Below are 18,556 nucleotides of genomic sequence, written 5' to 3' on the forward strand. Positions count from 1 at the left end.
CAAATCAAAGGCTTGTTTGTAATATGCTGGCACTTTCCCCATTCACTGATGGAGCTCACATGAGCCAATCACCCCACATGGTCAAAGATTCGGTCAGCGGTGCAGACTACTTCCTGCGCGGCTTCTCGCTCATCCGCCAGCCTGGCATCCGCACCTTCGTGCTGATCCCCCTGCTGGTCAACTTCGTGCTCTTTGCCGGTGCCTTCTACGCCCTGTTGCTACAACTGGACGGCCTGTTCGCCTGGCTGCACCAGCAGATCCCGAGCTGGCTCTCCTGGCTTGATTACCTGCTCTGGCCCATCGCCCTCATCACCATACTGGTGGTCTTCTCCTTCATCTTCAGCTCGGTGGCCAACTGGATAGCGGCCCCTTTCAACGGCCTGCTGGCAGAGAAGGTGGAACAGATCCTCACCGGTGAAGCCATGAATGACACCGGCATGCTGGATGTGGTGAAAGATGTACCCCGTACCTTCGGCCGCGAATGGACCAAGCTGAAATACTATCTGCCCAAGGCCATCGGCTGCCTGATCCTCTTCCTGATCCCGGTAGTGGGCCAGACCCTGGCACCCGTGCTCTGGTTCCTGCTCAGCGCCTGGATGATGGCGATCCAGTATGTCGATTATCCGTTCGACAACCACAAGATCGGCTTCATCACCATGCGCGACGCCCTCAAGCAACGTCGTGGAAAGTGCCTGAGCTTCGGCGCCCTGGTGACCCTTTTCTCCGCCATCCCGGTGGTGAATCTCTTCGTGATGCCGGTGGCCATCTGTGGCGCCACCGCCATGTGGGTGGACCAATACCGCAGCGAGCAACTTGGACGCTGAACCGCGTCATCATGATCAAAAGAGGGGGCGAAAGCCCCCTTTTCATTACTTAATCTAATGCATAACCAAGATAGCTTGTCGCCCCAGCGCAGGGTTGTTAGGATGCAGGGCTTTCTCGCACCCTGGGATATCTCATGTTACATGCACTCTTCTTGCTCGGCCTGGTGGCCGAAGGGATGACTGGCGCGCTGGCAGCGGGTCGGCGACGGATGGATCTGTTTGGCGTCGTGATCATCGCCTCGGCGACGGCCATCGGTGGCGGTACCATTCGGGATGTGCTGCTGGGCCACTATCCCCTGCTCTGGGTCGAGCACCCCGAATACGTGCTGCTGGTGGCGGGCGCCGCCATGGCCGGGGTCATCTCGGCCCCGCTGATGCGCTACCTTGGCAAGCTGTTCCTGGCGCTCGATGCCCTGGGGCTCGTGGTCTTCTCCATCTTCGGGGCTGCCCGGGCGCTCGAGATGGGCCACGGGGCCGGCATCGCCTGCATCATGGCCGTGGTGACCGGCGTGTTCGGGGGGGTGCTGCGGGACTTGCTGTGCCAGCGCATCCCGCTGGTGTTCAAGCGCGAGCTCTATGCCGCCGTCTCGCTGATCACCGCCGCACTCTACTGCTTTGCGCTGCACCATGGGCTGCCCAACGACTGGGCCGCTTTCGGTGCCATCGGCATCGGCTTCGTGCTGCGCCTCCTGGCGGTACGCTTCAAGTGGGGACTGCCCACCTTCAACTATCAGTACGCCACCCATTGAACACGCCAGTTCCTGGCCATATCGCACGGATAACGAGCAACAAAAAAGCGCCATACGGCGCTTTTTTGTTGGGCATCGGCAAGAGAGGAAAGGGTCAGTTGATCCCTTCCGAGCTGAAGAAGGTCGCCTTGTCGGCGATGAAACGCACCTTGATATTCTTGCCTTCCCCTCCCCAGACACAGCTCGTGGTGCCGAGAGCATCGTCGCAACGCTCGGCCTTGCCGAGGATGGCGCTCGCTTCGGCATAGCTCATCCCGACTTTCAGCTTGTCGTAGCTCTCGCGGTTGAGCTTGCCGCAACCAGTCAACAACAGGGCGATGAGCCCCCCGATCACAATCTGCTTCATCTTTCTCTCCTCTGGCTGGAGTCCAGAGCCTAGCAGCTTGGTCCCCCTCAATGCCAGCGGCAAAAAGACACAATCGGCACTCAACCCTTGAGGAAATCCCGACTCACCAGCTACGAACGGGGCCTGTGTCCAGGTGCACGAAGTTGTCGGAAGGGTAATAACCCACACCGCCCACCTTGAGGTTCAGGGCGGCCTTGCGCAGGTGCGCCAGCTGCACGCCGGGGATGCGCACGTCAACCGCCTGCCCCAGGGTGTGGTAGCTGTGCTTGGCAACACCGCGACTCTTGCGCCGCTTCTGCTGATTGGTGGTCGGGGAGCGATAACCCGAGATGAGCTGGATTTCGCCGTGGCGCCCCAGCTTGTGTTGCAGCAGAAAGAGCTGATCGAACAGCTTTCTGTCGATGTTGAACACTTCGTTGCGACGGTAGTCACGGAAAATATGGTTGAGCTCCGCCAACCCGTCACTCAGATAGTGGCCATCTTCCCAATAACTGGCGCGTACCCGCTCGCCGGTATTGAGGTTGAAGAAACTCAGTTCCCGTCCCGAAGTGCTGCGGCTCGCCAGCGCAGGGAACGACAGCAGGCTGGTCCCCATCAGGCAACCCGCCCCCAGCAGCAGACGGCGTCGGCTTATCTCTTGTCCCAGCATCCGTTGTCCGTCCATCTCATGGTGAAGTCACACAGGTGAATGAATTTGATACAAGGGCCGAAACTACCTGCCAGAAAAAGCGCTGTCAAACCCCATTCACCCATGAAAAAGCCCGGCACGGGCCGGGCTTGTCACTCTGTGGCGAGGATCACAGCAAGCGGCTTTGATAGCTGACTCTGTCGAATCCGTAGATATCGTTGCGCAGTTGCTGACGTCCCTCTTCATCAATCCAGCTGCTCCAGTAGACGGTAAACACCGGGATAGGGTTGCTCAGGGGCAACCACTTGGTCTGGGTCTCTTTCAGGATGCTGGCTACCTTGTCCGGCTGATAGCGGGAGTCCGCCAGCAGCAGCTCTGCCAGATCGTCGGCGTGTTCCACCCGGATGCAACCCGAGCTGAAGGCACGGGCCCCCTGCTCGAACAGCGCCTTGCGCGGGGTGGAGTGGAGATAGATGGCATCGTTGTTAGGCAGATAGAACTTGTAGCGACCCAGGGCATTGTGATCCCCCGGCTTTTGCCGCAACCGGTAAGGGAAACCGGAGGCCAGCGCATGGTGCCAGCCATCTTCGCTGAACTGCACCGGATTGCCCTCGCCGTCGATCACCTCGAACTGTTCGCGATCCAGGTAGGCAGGATCGCGCCCGAGCTTGGGCAGAATGTCCTTGCTCAGGATGGAGCGCGGCACGTGCCAGGCCGGGTTCAGCACGATGGAGCGGATCTCGCTGGCGAGGATGGGGGTTGCCCGCTGCTCCTTGCCGACGATGACCCGACTAGTGAAGACCTCGCTGCCCGACTCCACCACGCTCAGGCGGTAGTCCGGAATGTTGACCAGCACATAGCGACCGGCAAGGTGATCCACCAGATCACGGCGCCACAGGTTGCGAACCAGCAGGCTGGCGCGCACCTCGGGGCCGGTATTGAGCCAGCTGCGGGTCTGACGGCCGATGATGCCGTCGGCGGTCAGGCCGTGGCGGCGCTGGAACTGCTTGATGGCCTGTTCGGTCTCGGGATCGTAGAGGCTGTCCTGGTGAGTCGGGGCACTGTCCCCCAGTTCGTTCAGGATGGAGCGGATCTGGCCGAGCTCGGTCGAGCTCTCCCCGGCCCGCAGGGTCGGCATGGAGAGAGTGGGCCAGTGCTTGGCCATGGGCATGGCCAGCAGCTTGCGCACTTCTTCGCGCACGGCGTCGTATTCCGCCACTTGTGGCCTGAGTTGCTTGACCTGCTCCAGCAGATTGTCTCCCTGGGGGGCATGGGCCAGGGGGCGGTTCAGATCCAGCTTGAGGGTCTGCATCTGTTCGCGCGCGACCAGATCCATCCCTCGCCAGGCCTGCTGGAACCGGGCCAGCTTGCCAAAGGCCTCATCGTAGAGGGCACCGCGCCGATCCGCCGGGGTCTTTTGCAACTGCTGCCAGAGGCGGTAGAAATCCGGATGCAGCTGGGCCAGCACCGCTTCCTGCAACTGCTGTTCAAGCTCATGACGAGCCTGCTCGGCCACCTCGTTCTGATACCAGTCATGCTGAATACTGGGACTGGCCACTACCGCCTGTTCCGTGCTGGCATGAACCATGCTGGCCGGCCAGCAGCCCAGCCAGATGAGATTCGCCAATGCCAACCAATACTTCTTACCCATGCTTCTTACCACGCTTGCCTCAAATCGGTTCATTTCGGCCTGTCAGGCGCGACGGTCAGGTCCCCATGATGCGTGAATGCTGGCGACTTTGCTAGCGGACGGAGGTGTAACGACGCCAGATGAGTTCCTGCTCACCGCTGTCACCGACGGCCACTATCGCCTCGTTGAACCGCGCTACGAATTCCCCGGACAGGGTCTTCTTGCTCAACATGAAAAAGGTGGGCGTCTCATGGATCGCCATGGTGTGGGGGACGACCGCATCCGACAGCCCCTCTCTTTTCAGACCCCAGGGCGTGGCCAGACTATCCCCGAGAAAACCGTCTATCCGCCCAAGCAGCAGCTTGCGATAGTTTTGCACATCGTTGACCTCGCTCACCTGGTTGCGGTATCGCTGCAGAACCTTGGTGATTTCCGGGCCGTAATAGTAGTCCCTGGTCACACCGAGGCGATGCCCGTGGGCCAGCCAGCTCGCCAGATCCGACTCCTCACCGGTACCGGATTTGCGTACCCAGAGCGATGTCCGGCCCGGGTTGTAAGGGATGGAGAACCAGGCATAACGCGCCCTCTCATCAGCAAAATACGCCTCCATCACGATGTCCAGCCGACCCCGCTCAAGATCGTGCAACCCCCGCTTCCAGGGACGCTCCACATAGACCAGACGACAACCCAGCCGATTCGACACGGCATTGAGGTAGTCGACCGCAAATCCACGCAGTTCCCGACGTGCTCCCTCTTGCTGGTAATAGTGGTATGGGGGCCAGTCATCGAAACCGACGCGAAGGGGGGAGGAGCAGAACGATTGCGCCCACAACGGTTGGAGGGGCAGACAGCAGAGCACACACAGAGAGAAGAGTCTCATGGGTCATCCTTGACGACGGGACAAGCCATCTTAATTCTGCCCGGGTGAAATGGCGACAGATCCTGCCACAACAAAGCACAATATCAGCCGTTTGCCTGATGCGCCCCAGGTGGCGGCAGACAGGTTGGCGCCGAAAAAGCCACAATCAAGAAGAGGAAGCAAACGACCCCAAAGCCCCTTGGTAAGCAGGGTGATTGAGGGTTAATATGTGAGCAAATATATTTTTGTGATCCACTATGCTTTTTTTGCAATTGGATTAGCATATGCGCGAAATCTGCCTATCAATCTGTCGGGCGTCGAGTGAGTAATATGACCTACAAAAAGTTCGGTTTTCTGGCTGCCATCCTGGCACTGAGCGGTTTCTACCTTTATACCCTCTATCTGGCCGCTCACCCCAACGTGAGCCTGGCTTACAAGCTCTATTACCTGGAAGGCAAGACCCGTTTCTGGGAGCACAACTCCAGCATGACCTACCAGCCCGGCAACGAACTCAACCTGACCAAGCCGAGCCGCTTCCTCTCAAGCGAAGGCTGGGCCAAGAAGCCCAGCGAGCAAGGCACCGAGCTGAGCGGTCAGGGCGGTCTCTATTTCGTGCTGCCCAAGCAGCAGGCCCAGCCGGAGCAGCTCACCATCCAGGCCAGGATCAACAGCCCCCAGGCTGGCACCCTGCTCAAGGTGGCGCTGGGTCATGATTTCACCACCACGGTCAAGCTGGCCAAGGCGGGCATCAACGAGATCCGTCTCAGCCTGCCGGGCGACTCCCTGACCGCCGATCCCAAGCGTCCCAACTTCCTGGCGCTCTCCGCTCCGACACCGCTCAACGTCCAGTCCGTGCGGCTGACCGTGGCTCAGTGAAGCGGAATGCCCCAAGCATCTGTTCCGTAAAATAATTCTTTCAATAAGGAAGTTCCCATGTCCCGTGCCGATTTTCGACTCTCTCTGGTCGTTCCCGTTTACAACGAGGAAGAGAGCATAGACGCCTTCATCAGCGCGATAGATACCGAACTGGCCCCGCTCAAAGACCAGCTTGAAATCGTGTTCGTCAACGATGGCAGCCGTGACCGCACCCGTGAGGTGGTCGAGCAGGCCATCGCCCGGGATCCCCGTGTGACCCTGGTCAACCTGGCCCGCAACTTCGGCAAGGAAGCGGCCATGACCGCTGGCCTGCACCAGGCCAAGGGCGACGCCATCGTCCCCATGGACGTGGACCTGCAGGATCCCCCCTCTCTCATTCTGGAGTTCGTCAAGCTGTGGCAGACCGGTGACTATGACACCGTCTACGGCATCCGGGTGGATCGCAGCGCCGACACCCCGATGAAACGCCTGACCGCCGGTGGCTTCTACCGTTTCTTCAACGCCCTCTCCACCAGCACCAAGCTGCCGGAGAACGCCGGTGACTTCCGCCTCATCGATCGCAAGGTGGTCGAGGCCATCAAGCAGTTGCCGGAGCGCAACCGCTTCATGAAGGGGCTGTTCGCCTGGGCCGGTTTTCGCGCCGTCGGCGTTCCCTACGAGCGCCCGGCCCGCCATGCAGGCGAAACCAAGTTCAACTACTGGAAGCTGTGGAACTTCGCCCTTGACGGCCTGATGAGCTTCTCCAGCTGGCCGCTGCGGGTGTGGAGCTACATCGGGGTCGGTGTCTCCTTCATCGCCTTCCTCTATATCCTCAAGATCATCACCCAGGTGCTCTTCTTCGGCATCGACGTGCCCGGTTACGCCTCCCTGATGTCGGTCATGCTGTTCCTCGGCGGCATCCAGCTGCTGTCGCTGGGCATCATCGGTGAGTACATCGGCCGCATGTTCGTGGAGGTGAAACAGCGCCCCGTCTACCTCATCGAAGGGGTCTACGGCCAGTACGCCAAGCAGGATGAAGAGCAGAAGCAGGAAGTGCCCACCGCCAGCAAGAAGGGCGCTGGCAAGAAGGCCGCCGCGAAAGCCGCTGATGATCAGCAGGAGCAGGCGTCTCAATGATCTCCCGCGAGGAATTCTGGCGGCTGGTTCGCTTCGGTTTTGTCGGCGGGGGGGCCACCCTCGTCGATCTGGGTACCTCCATCGCCCTGTTTCATACCTGGCCGGCCATCTCCGAGCACCTGGTCACTACCCTGGCCTTTGCCGTGGCGTTCTGGTTCTCGTTCTTCGGCCATCGCTACATCACCTTCCAGAAACAGGGTGCCGCCAGCAAGTTCCTGCTGGTTGCCCTCTTCTCGCTGGCGGTGCGTAATCTCATCCTGAGCGGTTTGCTGTTTGCCGGTCTCTCCGGCCTGTTGCCGGTGGTGATCGCCACCCTGACCGTCACCGTGCTCACCTACGTTCTCTCCCGTATCTGGGTTTTTGCCTGATGAATGATATGACCAATACCGCCCCGTCAACCGGGGCTGCACTCCCCTATCGCCCGTCACTGCGCATCAGCGGCCGCGACTGGCTGATGATCGTCGCCGCCTTCGTACTGAGCCGGGTGGCGCTCTATGGCATGGGCTATTTCGGCGTCCAGCTCTATGGCGCCACCGACATCGGACCGCTGCAAGCCTACTGCCAGTTCGACTGCGTCTGGTTCCAGCGCATCATCGAGAATGGTTACGACCTCTATCCACGCTGGTTGAGCAAGGGCAATGCGGCGAACTGGGCCTTCATGCCCCTCTATCCCATGCTGGCCGGCGGTCTCTCCAGCCTGTTTGACATGGAGAGCCTCATCGGCCTGATGCTGGTGGCCAACATCGCCTTCTTCATCAGCCTGCCCCTGATGCTGCTGGTGCTGCGCCAGCTCAAGCTGGGGGACGACACCGCCCGCTTCGGGGTCTGGCTGCTGGCCTTCTCCCCCTTCTCCGCCTATTTCGTCTCCGGCTATACCGAGCCCATGTTCATGGCGCTGATGCTGGGAATGTTCCTGTTCGCCTACCGCGAACAGTGGCTCATGGTCGCCTTCCTCGGCATCTTCATCTCCGCCACCCGCAACCTGGGGGTGATGATGGTGTTCCCGGTGCTGATCCTGGCTCTGCAGGCCTACGGCTGGCGCGAGTTCTTCCGCTTCACCGAGCGGGCCTTCAAGGTGGTGTTCACCCTCTGGCTCATTCCCCTCGGCCTCTTCTCCTACATGGTCTATCTCTATCACCTCACCGGGGATGCCCTTGCCTTCAAGCACATCCAGGTGGCCTGGGGCCGCTATATGGACAGCCCCCTGGACTGGTGGCTGAGCGGCTTCGAGCTGGGGGGGCGCAAGGCCTATCTCTCCATCATGGTGATCTTCGGCTGGTGCCTGAATGGCTACCTGTTCAGCCAGAAACGCTGGGCCGAAGCGACCCTGATGTTCATCTGCTGCACCATCCCCCTGATGACCGGCCTCAACGCCATGCCCCGCTACATGTTCGGCCTCTACCCGACCCTGCTGGCCATCGTGCTGCTGGCCCATCGCTGGCCTACCATCCGCCCTGCGGTGCTCTGCATCAGCGGCATGGTTGCCTCCTTCATCGCGGTGGCCTTCGTCAACTTCAAGTTCTTCACCGTGTGACGCCACCCCGAATACCTACAAGCCGGTCAACTGACCGGCTTTTTTCATGGCCGCGACACCCGGTTCACACTTTTCCATTCTTGAAAACGTAACCATTTGAACTGACGTCACAAATCGGTATTTTACCGGTCCAAGCCTGCCCCAGCGCGCCCTAGAATGAGTGCCTCAACGGATCCTGCTCCTCACACTCTGCTCAAGGAATGGCTTATGCGTCTCTCTTCGCGCCCCGCTCTTCGCCCATCACCCCTGTGGCTGGCCGTGCTCGCCACACCGCTGTTCATCGGTCAGACGATGGCCGCCCCCGAGGTCTATCTCCATGTGGATGGCAAACCGGTGGCCGAGGCGCTGACGCTGGACAAGGGCACCGTCACTCTGACCCACAGACTGGACAAGGGGAGCCACCAGATCCGCATCAGCGATGCGGGCAACAGCTGCGGCACCAGCTTCGGGCCAACCGAGGCCAGGCCCCTTCCCTTCGGCACCGCCCAGCCCATGGACAAGTGCAGCAAGGGGACAGACTTCAATCTGAGGGTGATGCTGGCGGGGGACTACGAGTTCACCTTCAATCCCGATACCCCCAGCCTCAAGGTGTTGCGGGCAACCAAAAAGAGCGAGTTCAAACGCCAGCCCCCGGAAGAGCCCTGCATCAGCTGGGATGGCGGCCCGGTCACGACATCACTCAAGGGAGTCTGGCCCGACGGCACCCGGTTGCGGGATGCCTACTCGGGACAGGAAGCCGTGGTCAAGGGCGGCAAGATCACCCTGACACCGAGCAAGGAGAGCGGCGGCCTGCTGCTGCTCGAGCCGGTCAAGGCCGCCAAGCCTGCTCCCTTCAGCTGGGATCAGGCGAGCGTCTATTTTCTGCTGACCGACCGCTTCCACAACGGCGATCCTGCCAATGATCACAGCTTCGGTCGTCAGAAGGATGGTCAGGACGAAGTGGCCACCTGGCATGGCGGTGACTTCAAGGGGCTGACCGAGAAGCTCGACTACATCAAGCAACTCGGCATCAACGCCATCTGGATCACCCCCATGGTGGAACAGGTCCACGGCTTCATCGGCGGTGGCGAACAGGGGAACTTCCCCTTCTACGCCTACCACGGCTACTGGGCGCTCGACTTCACCAAAATCGACCCCAACTACGGCGACGAAGAGAGCCTGAAAACCCTGGTGGACGAGGCCCACAAGCGAGGCATGCGGATCATCCTCGACGTGGTGATGAACCACGCAGGCTACGCCACCCTCGCCGACTTGCAGGATCTGGGGCTCACCGATCTCACCCAGAACACCGGCAAGCTGCCGAGTCGCTGGAACGAATGGCGCCCGAGCGGCGGCCTCAACTGGCATGGCTACAACCAGTTCATCGACTACCAGTCATCCCACTGGGACAAGTGGTGGGGCCCTGACTGGGTGCGTGCAGGCCTGCCTGGCTACCCGCAACCCGGCACCGACGACGTCACCGGCTCGGTGGCGGGATTGCCGGACTTCCTGACCGAATCCACCAGATCGGTGGGGCTGCCACCGCTGCTCGCGGCCAAAAAAGACACCAGGGCCAAGGCCCTGCCCAACGCCACCGTGAGCGACTACCTCATTGCCTGGCACACCGACTGGGTGCGCCGCTTCGGCATCGACGGCTTCCGTGCCGACACCGTCAAACACCTGGAGCCCGCGGTCTGGGCCAGGCTCAAGCAGGCGGGCACCGACGCGCTCAAGGAGTGGAAGGCCTCCAACCCGGGCAAGGCCCTCGATGACCTTCCCTTCTACATGGTGGGCGAGGTGTGGGATCACGGGGTCGCCAAGGACTTCTGGTACCAGCACGGCTTCGATTCCCTGATCAACTTCGACTACCAGCGTGAATTCGCCCTGCCCCAGGCCCAGTGCATGGCGGGGGCAGAGCCCACCTATGCGAGCTATGCCAGCCGCATCAACCAGGATCCCGAGTTCAACGTGCTGAGCTACATCAGCTCCCACGACACCAAGCTCTTCTTCGGCGACTACCAGGACGTGGCGCTGCAACGGCGGGTGGCCAACAGCTTCATGCTGCTGCCGGGGGGCATCCAGATCTACTATGGCGACGAGTCCGGCCGGGGGCTGGCCAAGGATGGCGGCGTGTTCGATCAGAGCGTGCGCTCGGACATGAACTGGCAGGAGCTGGCAAGTGGCGAGAAGGCGGAGCTGGTCAAGCACTGGCAACGGCTCGGCCAGTTCCGTGCCGCCCACCCTGCCATCGCGGCGGGCAGCCACAAGAAGATTTCCGATACCCCCTACGGCTTCGTGCGGGAGAAAGGAGAAGACAAAGTGGTCGTGGTCTTCGCGGGTCGGCAGAAATAGCCACCTGGCCTGAATAAAAAGGGGGAGCCGATGGCTCCCCCTTTTTTGTCTTGCCGACGCCCGCATCAATCAGACTGGCGGGCCGCCTTTGGCCACTGCAACCTCGCCTTGAGCAGGGTTTCCTGCCACTGGGGCCAGGCCAGCAAGGCCTGCTGATAGGCGCCAGCCTGACCGGGCAGCGAAATGCCATAGCTTGCCAGTCGATAGGCCATCACCGCATAGAAGGCATCCAGAATGCTCGCCTCGTCGAAATAGAAGGGCCCCCGCGCCTGGGACCAGAGGGTCTGCAACCGGGCCAGCTCGTCAATGACCTCCACCGGCGGTTCACTCTGGGTGGGCGCCCCTAGGAAGAAGGGCAGCAGGGTGCGGATCTGGCGAAAACCGGCGTGCAGCTCGGCGCACAGGCTGCGGGCCAGGGCCCGTTCGGCCTTGTCCACCGGATAAAGGTGACGCTCCGGGCAGCACTCGTGGAGATATTCGGCGATGGCCAGAGAGTCGTGAATACGCAGCTCACCGTCGTCGAGCCAGGGCACCAGGCCGGCAGGGGCCGTGCGCTTGAGCCGTTGCAGCTCCTTGGCATCTTCCAGATCGAAGACCTGCTCCTGCCACTTGAGCCCGCTCATGGCCAGCACCATCGCCGTTCTCATTGCCCAGGTGGAGCCCGTGCCCACCGTCAAAACCAGGGATCCCATCGATTGCCTCCTGCATGGGTTGTTTACTGGCCATCCCGCCGGCCCCGTGGCACGACATCCGATGACCATCTCACATTTGCGTACTGGCGGGTTTGACCCACTTGGGTAGCAGTGCTAGTTTGATTTTTCAAAACAATCGGTTAGCAACAATGTGAGCTATGGACAGCCAATTTACCATCGTCATCGCAGATGACCACCCCCTGTTTCGGGGCGCCCTCTATCAAGCGGTGCACATGGCCATCGACGACGCCAGATTGCTGGAGGCTGACTCCATCGACAGCCTGAGCCACCTGCTCGATGAACATCCCGACGTCGACCTGCTGCTGCTGGATCTCAAGATGCCGGGGGCCAACGGCTTCGAGGGGCTGGCCTATCTGCGCGGACATCACCCGGATCTCCCCATCGTCGTGGTCTCGGCCTCCGAGGATCCCGCCATCATCCAGCAGGTGCTGCGCCTGGGCGCGCTCGGCTTCATTCCCAAGTCCGTCCCCATGAAAGAGCTGGTCAGCGCCCTCAATACGGTGATCGGGGGGGACAACTGGGTGCCGGAAGGCATCTCCCTCCATCCCGAGCCCGGCGAAGGGCCCGATTTCGCCACCAAGCTGGCCAGCCTCACCCCCCAGCAATACAAGGTGCTCATCATGTTGCGGGATGGCAGCCTCAACAAACAGATCGCCTGGGAGCTCAACGTTTCCGAGGCGACCATCAAGGCCCATATCACCGCGATTTTCCGCAAACTCGGGGTCAAGAACCGCACCCAGGCGGTCATCGCCCTCCAGCAGATGGATATCAAGGACAGTTGAGCCCCTTGCCACCATCAGAGCCCATATCACTCCGCCTTCCGCAAACTCGGGGTCAAGCACCGCACCCAGGCAGTCATCGCCCTGCAGCAAATGGGCATCAAGGACGACTGAGCTCGTCCCCGGCTGGCTTGTATCGAGCCAGCCACAACCGCCCCCAGCAGACTCTCTGGCCCCCCGCGGCAGCCGGAAACGGCCTCCCTGCACCATTTGCGGCTCGACAATTAGCACGGTCGTACTTTATGCTGCCAGCCCAGAGAGAGGAGAGCCGGATGAGCAAGGGACGTCTGACCCGCGACACCATTTTGCAGACTGCATTCGAGCAGGCGAGCCAGCAGGGGCTTGAGAGCCTCACCATAGGTTCCCTCGCAACGGCCTGCGAGATGTCAAAAAGCGGTCTGTTCGCCCACTTCCAGTCCCGCGACAACCTACAGATCGCCGTGCTCGCCCATTCCGCCGAGGTATTTCGGGAGCGGGTGATCCAGCCGGTGCGCCAACAGGGACACGCCACCCAGCAGGAGAAACTGCTCGCCCTGTTGCAGGCCTGGCTGGCCTGGAACCAGAGTTTTGCCGGCCGCTGCATGTTCCTCGATGCCTGGACCTCCGCCCAGGAGGGTGAGGTCCAGCAGGCGGCACGCGAGCTGGTCCGTTTCTGGCTCGACTACCTGGCACGCCAGGTAGTGCAGGGGCAGGCCAGAGGGGAGTGGCGCAGCGATCTCGACCCCTGGCGCGCCGTCTATCGCCTCTATGGCCTCTATCTCGGGGATCAGGTGTTCCATGCCCTGGGGCTCAGCGAGGATCCGGCCCGCCACTTCTGGCCCGAGGTGGAACAATTGCTGACCAGCTGGCGCTGACCCGACGGGCTCTTCCTTTTAAAAACTCGCAAAAAAGCACGACCGTTCGCACACAAAAAACACAGGATGACCATGAGCAGCAAGATCTACTTCAACACACGCCGCTTCAGCCCGAGCAAGTTGCTGCTGGGCCTCGGCACCCGCCTGCATCACGTGTTGGCGCCCACCCACGCCAAGCGCACCGCCAGCAAGCTGCTGCTCACCCCGCAGCGGGCGACCCGGGACGTCGAAGACCCGGCCGGCCTGGTCGAGCAGGCCATCCACACCAGTGAAGGGACCCTGATGAGCTACCGGCTCGGGCAGGGGCCGGTCTGGCTGCTGATGCACGGCTGGTCAGGCAGTGCTAGCCAGTTCTATCCGCTGATGAGCCACATTGCCGCCCAGGGCTATACGGCCCTCGCCTACGATCACCCCGCCCACGGCCGGAGTGAAGGGAACAGGGGCCACCTGCCCCGCTTCGTGCGCGCTTTCGACGAGATCCTCGAGCGGGTCGGCCCCGTCCAGGGCATCGTCACCCACAGCATGGGGGGCGCCGTCACCCTCAGCAGCCGTCACCCTGCAATCGATGCGCTGCCGCTGCTGCTCATCTCCCCGGTACTCGACTACGTGCCCCAGCTCTACGGCATGGTGGCGCGCTCCGGCTACTCCATCCGGCTGTTCGATGCGGTGGTCAAGGAGATAGAACACGAATACCAGCACCCGCTCAGCACGGTTGACCCCCTTGGCCGGCTCGCCCGGCGCAGCGGCGCCGCCCTCATCGTTCACGATGAGGAAGACCGCTTCGCCCCCCACCGGGACTCCCTGCGCGCGGCCCAGGATGGCCGCACCCGGCTGGTGAGCACCCGGGGGCTCGGCCATGGCCGTATTCTGGCAAGCCCTCCAGCCTTCGCCGCCTTCGATCAATTGAGCCAGACGCCCTTGGCAAACTGAAAATGAAACGGGCCGCAAAAATTGAGCGTGCGGCCCATTTTTATCCGGTATACAACGTCTTATAGTTGAATTGCGCGGTGGCAACCCGCCCTGGCGATCACGATAAGGCGCACCCTCATGGCCAGACCCAATACTGCTCTTCTGCTGACTGGTGGTGGTGCCCGCGCCGCCTATCAGGTCGGCGCACTCAAGGCGGTGGCCGAACTCTACCCCCGCAACATCGGCATCCCCTTCCCCATTTTGTGCGGCACCTCGGCGGGGGCTCTCAACATCACGGCGCTGGCGTGCTACGCCTCCTGTTTCCATCTGGGGGTGCGCAAGCTGGAGTGGGTCTGGCGACGATTCGAGACCCACCACATCTTCGACTTCCACCCTTGCCAACTGCTGTGGCGCACCCTCTATCAGGGCTCGGCCGGCCTCATCACCCCCCAGAGCAACCGAGCCTTTCACCTGTTTGACAACGCCCCCCTGCGCCGTCTGCTGGATCAGCTCATCGACTATCACCGCATCGATGACAACATTCTCTACGGCAGCCTGGAGGCCATCGCCATCACGGCCTCCGACTACGATGACGGCCTCTCCACCACCTTCTTCCAGGGGCGGGCCGAACATCAGCCCTGGGAGCGCGCCAGACGACGTGGCCTGCGTACCCTGCTCACCTCGGATCATCTGCTGGCCTCGTCGGCGCTGCCCTTTGTCTTTCCCGCCACCCCCATCGGCGATCGCGTCTACGGGGATGGCTCCATCCACCAGCTGAGCCCACTCAGCCCCGCCATCCACCTGGGGGCGGAGCGGATCCTGCTGGTGACCCTGGACTCCCCTCACAGGGAGAACCCGACTCCCCGCCAGGGGCACCTGACCAGCTCCAACATCGCGAGCCATCTGCTCAACACCGTCTTCTCCGACACCCTCAATTCGGATCTGGAGCGGCTCGGGCGCATCAACCAGACCCTTTCCCTCATTCCAGCACGGGAGCGCAGTCGGCTGAAACTGCGCCAGGTGGAGACCTGCGTGATCCGCCCCAGCCAGGATCTCGACCTCATCGCCCTCGAATACCTCCCACGGTTGCCGACCCAGCTGCGCCGTCTGTTGCGGGTGCTCGGGGTCAACGGCGAAGAGAGCAGCAGCCTGGCCAGCTTCCTGATGTTTGACCCCGGCTATTGCCAGCGGCTCATCAAGCTGGGATACCAGGACGCGCTGGATCACCGCCAGCGCATCGAGGCCTTCCTCGACCTGCCGGGCAGCGGGAGGCAGGAGCAGTTTCGCGAAGAGGCCTGAGGGGCCTTATCCCATGGCAAGGAGATCCTAGCGTCCCTCCAGCAGGCGCTGCTCGGCCTGTTCCATGGCCACGGCCGTGCCGAAAAGCACCAGGGTATCTCCCGCTGCCAGCACCAGCTCGCGCCTGGGATCCAGGCTGCGCTCCCCGCGATGAATCGCCTTGATGCGCACCTCCCCCAGGGCGAGATCCCGTACCCTGTGTCCCACCGCCCAGGCCTGGTCGTGCAGCAGCACGGGATGCAGCCGCTCGAGCTGTTGATCCGTCTCCAGATTGCCCGCACTCTTGCCGCCCCAGTAGAAACCGTGCGGAAAGCGATACTGGCTGCTGCGCTCGTGCTCCATGCGCCGGATCACCCGGCCGATGGGAATGTCGCAGTTGAGCAGCAGGTGGGAGACCAGCATCAGGGCTCCCTCCTGGGATTCGGGGATCACCTCGAAGGCGCCGGCCTGCTTGTAGTGTTCAAGGAAACTGTCATCCCGGGTACGCACCAGCACCTTGATCTCCCCCGCCAGCTCCCGGATCAGCGTCAGCATGGCATCGACCCGCTTTTGATCGTCGAAGGTGATGATCACCAGCCGTGCCCGCAACAGACCGGCCGCCAGCAGGATGTCGCGCCGGCTGGCATCGCCGAACGCCACCTGCTCCCCCGCCAGCTTGGCCTCGCTCACCCGCTCGGGATCGAGATCCAGGGCCAGGAAGGGGATCTCTTCGAGCTTGAGAAAGCGGGCACAGGTTTGGCCGGTGCGTCCGAACCCGGCGATGACGACGTGCTGGTGTTTGCTCAGGCCCGACTGGGCCACCTCGGCGCGAGAGAGCAGGGCACTGTCGGTGAGGGAGTGGGCAAGCCCCAGCGCCCGCAACACCAGCCAGGGGGTGAGGGCGATGGAGATGACACCGATGCCGATGAGCAGAGAGACCAGCTGGTGATCCAGCAAGCCGTGATGACTCGCCAGCGCCAGCAGCACAAAACCGAACTCCCCGACCTGGCTCAACATGATGCCGGCGGCCATGGCGTCGCGCTTGCGCTCCCCCATCAGGCGGCCCGCCAGCAATATCAGCAGCGACTTGCACAGGATGAGCCCCGTCACACAGGCCAGCACCTGCCACCAGGCACCCGCCACCAGCGCCCAGTCCATGGTCATGCCAATGGTAATGAAGAAGAGCCCCATCAACACGTCGCGAAACGGCTTGATGTCCACCTCAAGCTGATGACGATAGTGGGACTCCCCCAGCATCATGCCCGCCAGAAAGGCACCGAGCGCCATGGAGAGCCCCATCCACTGGGTCAGGGAGGCCGCCAGCAATGCCACCAACAGGGCACTCAGTACGAAGAGTTCGTCTGAACGTGCGCGCGCCACCTCGAAAAACAGCATGGGCAGCAGCCACTTCCCCACCGCCAGCAGCACGGAGAGCGCAAACAACCCCTTGAGGGAGGCCCAGGCGACCTCCGCCAGCAGGGCGCTGCCCTGCACCTCGGGCTGGGCCAGGATGGGGATCATCACCAGCAGGGGCACCACGGCAAGATCCTGGAACAGCAGCACGCTCACCCCGAGCTGGGCTCGCCGGGTATGGAGCTGCTTGAGCTCGCCGAGCTGCTTGATCACCACGGCGGTGGAGGAGAGCGCCAGGGTGCCTGACACCACCAGCGCCTGGGCCAGGCTCAGCCCCCACCACCAGCCGAGCCCGAAAAACAGCAGTGAGGTGAGCAGCACCTGCAGGCTGCCGACCCCCAGCACCAGCTTGCGCATGGCGAGCAGACGCGGCAGGGAGAACTCGAGCCCGAGGGAGAACATCAGGAACACGATGCCAAGCTCCCCTATGGTCTGCATCATGGCCTGACCCGTGACGATGGCCACGCCGTGGGGGCCGAGCAGCATGCCGGCAAACAGATAGGCAAGGATCACCGGCTGGCCGAGGCGCCGGAAAATGGCCACCAGCACAACGGCGAAGATCAGCAGGATCAACACATCGGCGTACACCCATCCCTCTCCTTCATCTGCCCGGCGCCCTCTTCCCTGACACAGCAAGCACAGCGCACGCTCCCCATATGGCACGCCACTCGCTCAGTGGCAGGAATTTCCCCTCCCGTTTCATCCCGTTAAGCCTAGCCAGCCCCCTTGTTTTTCATCGGACATATTTTAGGCACAGGGCTTGCAAGAGCCTGTGCAATGAATGGAGAGGTGTAAGGGCTGTAACGTGGAAAACACATCGTCATTGAACGGCTTCGGACATGGCATAGAGCAGTGGGTACAGCAGATGGAGCGGCTTGCGCCGTTGACCGGGCAGGACCGCTTTCAGCAGATAGAGCAGTTGCTGGGGCAACGGGATCTTGACGCCCTGCTGGCAATCTTTGCCGAGCGGGTGGCAAACATTGTCCGGATCCACTCGCTCCAGTTCGACTGTGGCCAGCCCCATCCCCTCATCTCGCACCCGCCCCAGGCCAGGCTGACCCTGCATGCCTATCGCTTCGAGCTGCGGGGACGACACGAGCAGTTGCTCGGCCAGTTGCACTACGAGCTGGAGCACCCCCTGAGCGACGGCCAGAGGCGGTTGCTTGAGCAATATCATCAGCTGTTCAGCCTCCCCCTGCCCCTCTACCTGCGGCTGGATCGGCTGGAACAGCAGGTGCGGCTCGACCACCTGACCGGGCTTGGCAATCGCGCCTACTTCGACGAGGCCATCGGCCGGGCGGTGGAGCAACACAGCCGGGAACCCCACGGCCTGGTGCTGGTGCTGCTGGATCTCGACAGATTCAAGCAGGTCAATGACACCTGGGGCCACCCGGTGGGCGACCTGGTGCTAAGCCGCTTCGCCCAGTTGCTGCAGGGGTGCATTCGCGGGACGGATCAGGCGTTTCGCCTCGGCGGGGACGAGTTTGCCCTGCTGCTGCAACCCGCGGACCCCGAGGCCTGGCGCCCGGTCTGGCTGCGGTTGCAACATGTGCTCCACAGCCACAAGGAGCTCAGCGCCTTCTCGGTGGGGTGCAGCCTGGGAGCCGCCAGCTGGCAGTCTGGCATGGATGTGCAGCGCCTCTACGAGACGGCCGATACCCATCTCTACGCCCGCAAGAAAGCCGGGGGCTCCGGCCTGCCCGAATAGGGCATCACC

18 protein-coding genes and 1 pseudogene are annotated in these 18,556 nt (G+C 62.2%); 13 read left to right on the top strand and 6 right to left on the bottom strand.

Features of this window, described 5'->3' with window-relative positions; all coding sequences use genetic code 11:
* Positions 1-59: 59 nt before the first annotated feature.
* Together cysZ and C2U37_RS01430 are read left to right on the top strand one after the other, a co-directional pair.
* Positions 60-824, top strand: coding sequence for a sulfate transporter CysZ (gene cysZ, locus C2U37_RS01425; RefSeq protein WP_010673447.1), 765 nt, complete (start codon positions 60-62; stop codon positions 822-824).
* 134 nt (positions 825-958) lie between these two features.
* Entirely contained in the window at positions 959-1,573 is a 615-nt protein-coding gene (locus tag C2U37_RS01430; RefSeq protein ID WP_010673446.1) for a trimeric intracellular cation channel family protein, read from the top strand.
* Between the two features lie 94 nt (positions 1,574-1,667).
* Here C2U37_RS01430 and C2U37_RS01435 read toward each other — a convergent pair whose 3' ends face one another.
* The 4 genes from C2U37_RS01435 to C2U37_RS01450 form a co-directional block, all read right to left on the bottom strand.
* The gene (locus C2U37_RS01435) at positions 1,668-1,919 is read right to left on the bottom strand and encodes a hypothetical protein (protein WP_010673445.1); all 252 of its coding nucleotides are present in this window, start codon (positions 1,917-1,919) and stop codon (positions 1,668-1,670) included.
* Positions 1,920-2,022: 103 nt separating this feature from the next.
* A complete protein-coding gene (locus C2U37_RS01440) occupies positions 2,023-2,568 on the bottom strand; it encodes a DUF882 domain-containing protein (RefSeq protein WP_052814334.1) in 546 nt (181 codons plus the stop codon).
* A 148-nt stretch (positions 2,569-2,716) separates the two neighbouring features.
* Complete coding sequence (locus C2U37_RS01445) at positions 2,717-4,198, bottom strand: L,D-transpeptidase family protein (protein ID WP_102948803.1); 1,482 nt, start codon at positions 4,196-4,198, stop codon at positions 2,717-2,719.
* 91 nt (positions 4,199-4,289) lie between these two features.
* Positions 4,290-5,057, bottom strand: coding sequence for a substrate-binding periplasmic protein (locus C2U37_RS01450; RefSeq protein WP_069651724.1), 768 nt, complete (start codon positions 5,055-5,057; stop codon positions 4,290-4,292).
* 309 nt (positions 5,058-5,366) lie between these two features.
* On the opposite strand from C2U37_RS01450, the gene C2U37_RS01455 reads away from it, so the two are divergent.
* From C2U37_RS01455 to C2U37_RS01475, 5 genes are all read left to right on the top strand, one after another.
* Positions 5,367-5,912 (top strand): hypothetical protein, encoded by a 546-nt coding sequence (locus tag C2U37_RS01455; RefSeq protein ID WP_041213381.1) that lies wholly within the window; start codon positions 5,367-5,369, stop codon positions 5,910-5,912.
* A gap of 57 nt (positions 5,913-5,969) precedes the next feature.
* Positions 5,970-7,028, top strand: a complete 1,059-nt coding sequence (locus C2U37_RS01460; RefSeq protein ID WP_102948805.1) for a glycosyltransferase family 2 protein — start codon at positions 5,970-5,972, stop codon at positions 7,026-7,028.
* Positions 7,025-7,396: a GtrA family protein gene (locus tag C2U37_RS01465; protein ID WP_010673439.1), complete on the top strand. Its 372-nt coding sequence runs from the start codon at positions 7,025-7,027 to the stop codon at positions 7,394-7,396. Before C2U37_RS01460 ends, C2U37_RS01465 begins: the two co-directional genes overlap by 4 nt.
* Positions 7,396-8,562, top strand: a complete 1,167-nt coding sequence (locus C2U37_RS01470; RefSeq protein WP_102948806.1) for a hypothetical protein — start codon at positions 7,396-7,398, stop codon at positions 8,560-8,562. Before C2U37_RS01465 ends, C2U37_RS01470 begins: the two co-directional genes overlap by 1 nt.
* A 207-nt stretch (positions 8,563-8,769) precedes the next feature.
* Positions 8,770-10,893, top strand: a complete 2,124-nt coding sequence (locus C2U37_RS01475) for an alpha-amylase (RefSeq protein WP_102948807.1) — start codon at positions 8,770-8,772, stop codon at positions 10,891-10,893.
* 65 nt (positions 10,894-10,958) lie between these two features.
* Here C2U37_RS01475 and C2U37_RS01480 read toward each other — a convergent pair whose 3' ends face one another.
* A complete protein-coding gene (locus C2U37_RS01480) occupies positions 10,959-11,585 on the bottom strand; it encodes a glutathione S-transferase (protein WP_102948808.1) in 627 nt (208 codons plus the stop codon).
* 158 nt (positions 11,586-11,743) lie between these two features.
* On the opposite strand from C2U37_RS01480, the gene C2U37_RS01485 reads away from it, so the two are divergent.
* From C2U37_RS01485 to C2U37_RS01505, 5 genes and pseudogenes are all read left to right on the top strand, one after another.
* Complete coding sequence (locus C2U37_RS01485; protein ID WP_041214700.1) at positions 11,744-12,388, top strand: response regulator transcription factor; 645 nt, start codon at positions 11,744-11,746, stop codon at positions 12,386-12,388.
* Positions 12,389-12,395: 7 nt separating this feature from the next.
* Positions 12,396-12,499, top strand: a pseudogene (locus C2U37_RS25325) (DNA-binding response regulator); the annotation flags it as partial.
* A gap of 158 nt (positions 12,500-12,657) precedes the next feature.
* Entirely contained in the window at positions 12,658-13,239 is a 582-nt protein-coding gene (locus C2U37_RS01495; RefSeq protein ID WP_102948809.1) for a TetR/AcrR family transcriptional regulator, read from the top strand.
* Positions 13,240-13,311: 72 nt separating this feature from the next.
* Positions 13,312-14,169 carry an alpha/beta hydrolase gene (locus C2U37_RS01500; RefSeq protein ID WP_102948810.1) on the top strand — a complete coding sequence of 286 codons (858 nt, stop codon included), beginning with the start codon at positions 13,312-13,314 and terminating at the stop codon, positions 14,167-14,169.
* Positions 14,170-14,286: 117 nt separating this feature from the next.
* Positions 14,287-15,447, top strand: coding sequence for a patatin-like phospholipase family protein (locus C2U37_RS01505; RefSeq protein WP_042864253.1), 1,161 nt, complete (start codon positions 14,287-14,289; stop codon positions 15,445-15,447).
* A gap of 27 nt (positions 15,448-15,474) precedes the next feature.
* On the opposite strand, the gene C2U37_RS01510 is transcribed toward C2U37_RS01505, so the two are convergent.
* A complete protein-coding gene (locus C2U37_RS01510; RefSeq protein WP_193758863.1) occupies positions 15,475-17,427 on the bottom strand; it encodes a monovalent cation:proton antiporter family protein in 1,953 nt (650 codons plus the stop codon).
* A gap of 193 nt (positions 17,428-17,620) precedes the next feature.
* Between C2U37_RS01510 and C2U37_RS01515 the strand changes: the two genes are divergently transcribed.
* Positions 17,621-18,547: a GGDEF domain-containing protein gene (locus tag C2U37_RS01515; protein WP_102948811.1), complete on the top strand. Its 927-nt coding sequence runs from the start codon at positions 17,621-17,623 to the stop codon at positions 18,545-18,547.
* Positions 18,548-18,556: the final 9 nt, after the last annotated feature.

Source organism: Aeromonas sp. ASNIH1 (genome assembly GCF_002934285.1).
In the GTDB taxonomy this organism is placed as follows: Bacteria; Pseudomonadota; Gammaproteobacteria; order Enterobacterales; family Aeromonadaceae; genus Aeromonas; species Aeromonas caviae.

Excerpts from the sequence above, each read along its gene's own strand:
- C2U37_RS01505 (WP_042864253.1), top strand. The coding sequence starts at position 14,287 with ATGGCCAGACCCAATACTGCTCTTCTGCTGACTGGTGGTGGTGCCCGC.
- C2U37_RS01445 (WP_102948803.1), bottom strand. The coding sequence starts at position 4,198 with ATGGGTAAGAAGTATTGGTTGGCATTGGCGAATCTCATCTGGCTGGGC.
- C2U37_RS01500 (WP_102948810.1), top strand. The coding sequence starts at position 13,312 with ATGAGCAGCAAGATCTACTTCAACACACGCCGCTTCAGCCCGAGCAAG.
- cysZ (WP_010673447.1), top strand. The coding sequence starts at position 60 with ATGAGCCAATCACCCCACATGGTCAAAGATTCGGTCAGCGGTGCAGAC.
- C2U37_RS01475 (WP_102948807.1), top strand. The coding sequence starts at position 8,770 with ATGCGTCTCTCTTCGCGCCCCGCTCTTCGCCCATCACCCCTGTGGCTG.
- C2U37_RS01480 (WP_102948808.1), bottom strand. The coding sequence starts at position 11,585 with ATGGGATCCCTGGTTTTGACGGTGGGCACGGGCTCCACCTGGGCAATG.
- C2U37_RS01470 (WP_102948806.1), top strand. The coding sequence starts at position 7,396 with ATGAATGATATGACCAATACCGCCCCGTCAACCGGGGCTGCACTCCCC.
- C2U37_RS01435 (WP_010673445.1), bottom strand. The coding sequence starts at position 1,919 with ATGAAGCAGATTGTGATCGGGGGGCTCATCGCCCTGTTGTTGACTGGT.
- C2U37_RS01465 (WP_010673439.1), top strand. The coding sequence starts at position 7,025 with ATGATCTCCCGCGAGGAATTCTGGCGGCTGGTTCGCTTCGGTTTTGTC.
- C2U37_RS01495 (WP_102948809.1), top strand. The coding sequence starts at position 12,658 with ATGAGCAAGGGACGTCTGACCCGCGACACCATTTTGCAGACTGCATTC.
- C2U37_RS01430 (WP_010673446.1), top strand. The coding sequence starts at position 959 with ATGTTACATGCACTCTTCTTGCTCGGCCTGGTGGCCGAAGGGATGACT.
- C2U37_RS01515 (WP_102948811.1), top strand. The coding sequence starts at position 17,621 with ATGGAGAGGTGTAAGGGCTGTAACGTGGAAAACACATCGTCATTGAAC.
- C2U37_RS01485 (WP_041214700.1), top strand. The coding sequence starts at position 11,744 with ATGGACAGCCAATTTACCATCGTCATCGCAGATGACCACCCCCTGTTT.
- C2U37_RS01450 (WP_069651724.1), bottom strand. The coding sequence starts at position 5,057 with ATGAGACTCTTCTCTCTGTGTGTGCTCTGCTGTCTGCCCCTCCAACCG.
- C2U37_RS01460 (WP_102948805.1), top strand. The coding sequence starts at position 5,970 with ATGTCCCGTGCCGATTTTCGACTCTCTCTGGTCGTTCCCGTTTACAAC.
- C2U37_RS01455 (WP_041213381.1), top strand. The coding sequence starts at position 5,367 with ATGACCTACAAAAAGTTCGGTTTTCTGGCTGCCATCCTGGCACTGAGC.
- C2U37_RS01440 (WP_052814334.1), bottom strand. The coding sequence starts at position 2,568 with ATGCTGGGACAAGAGATAAGCCGACGCCGTCTGCTGCTGGGGGCGGGT.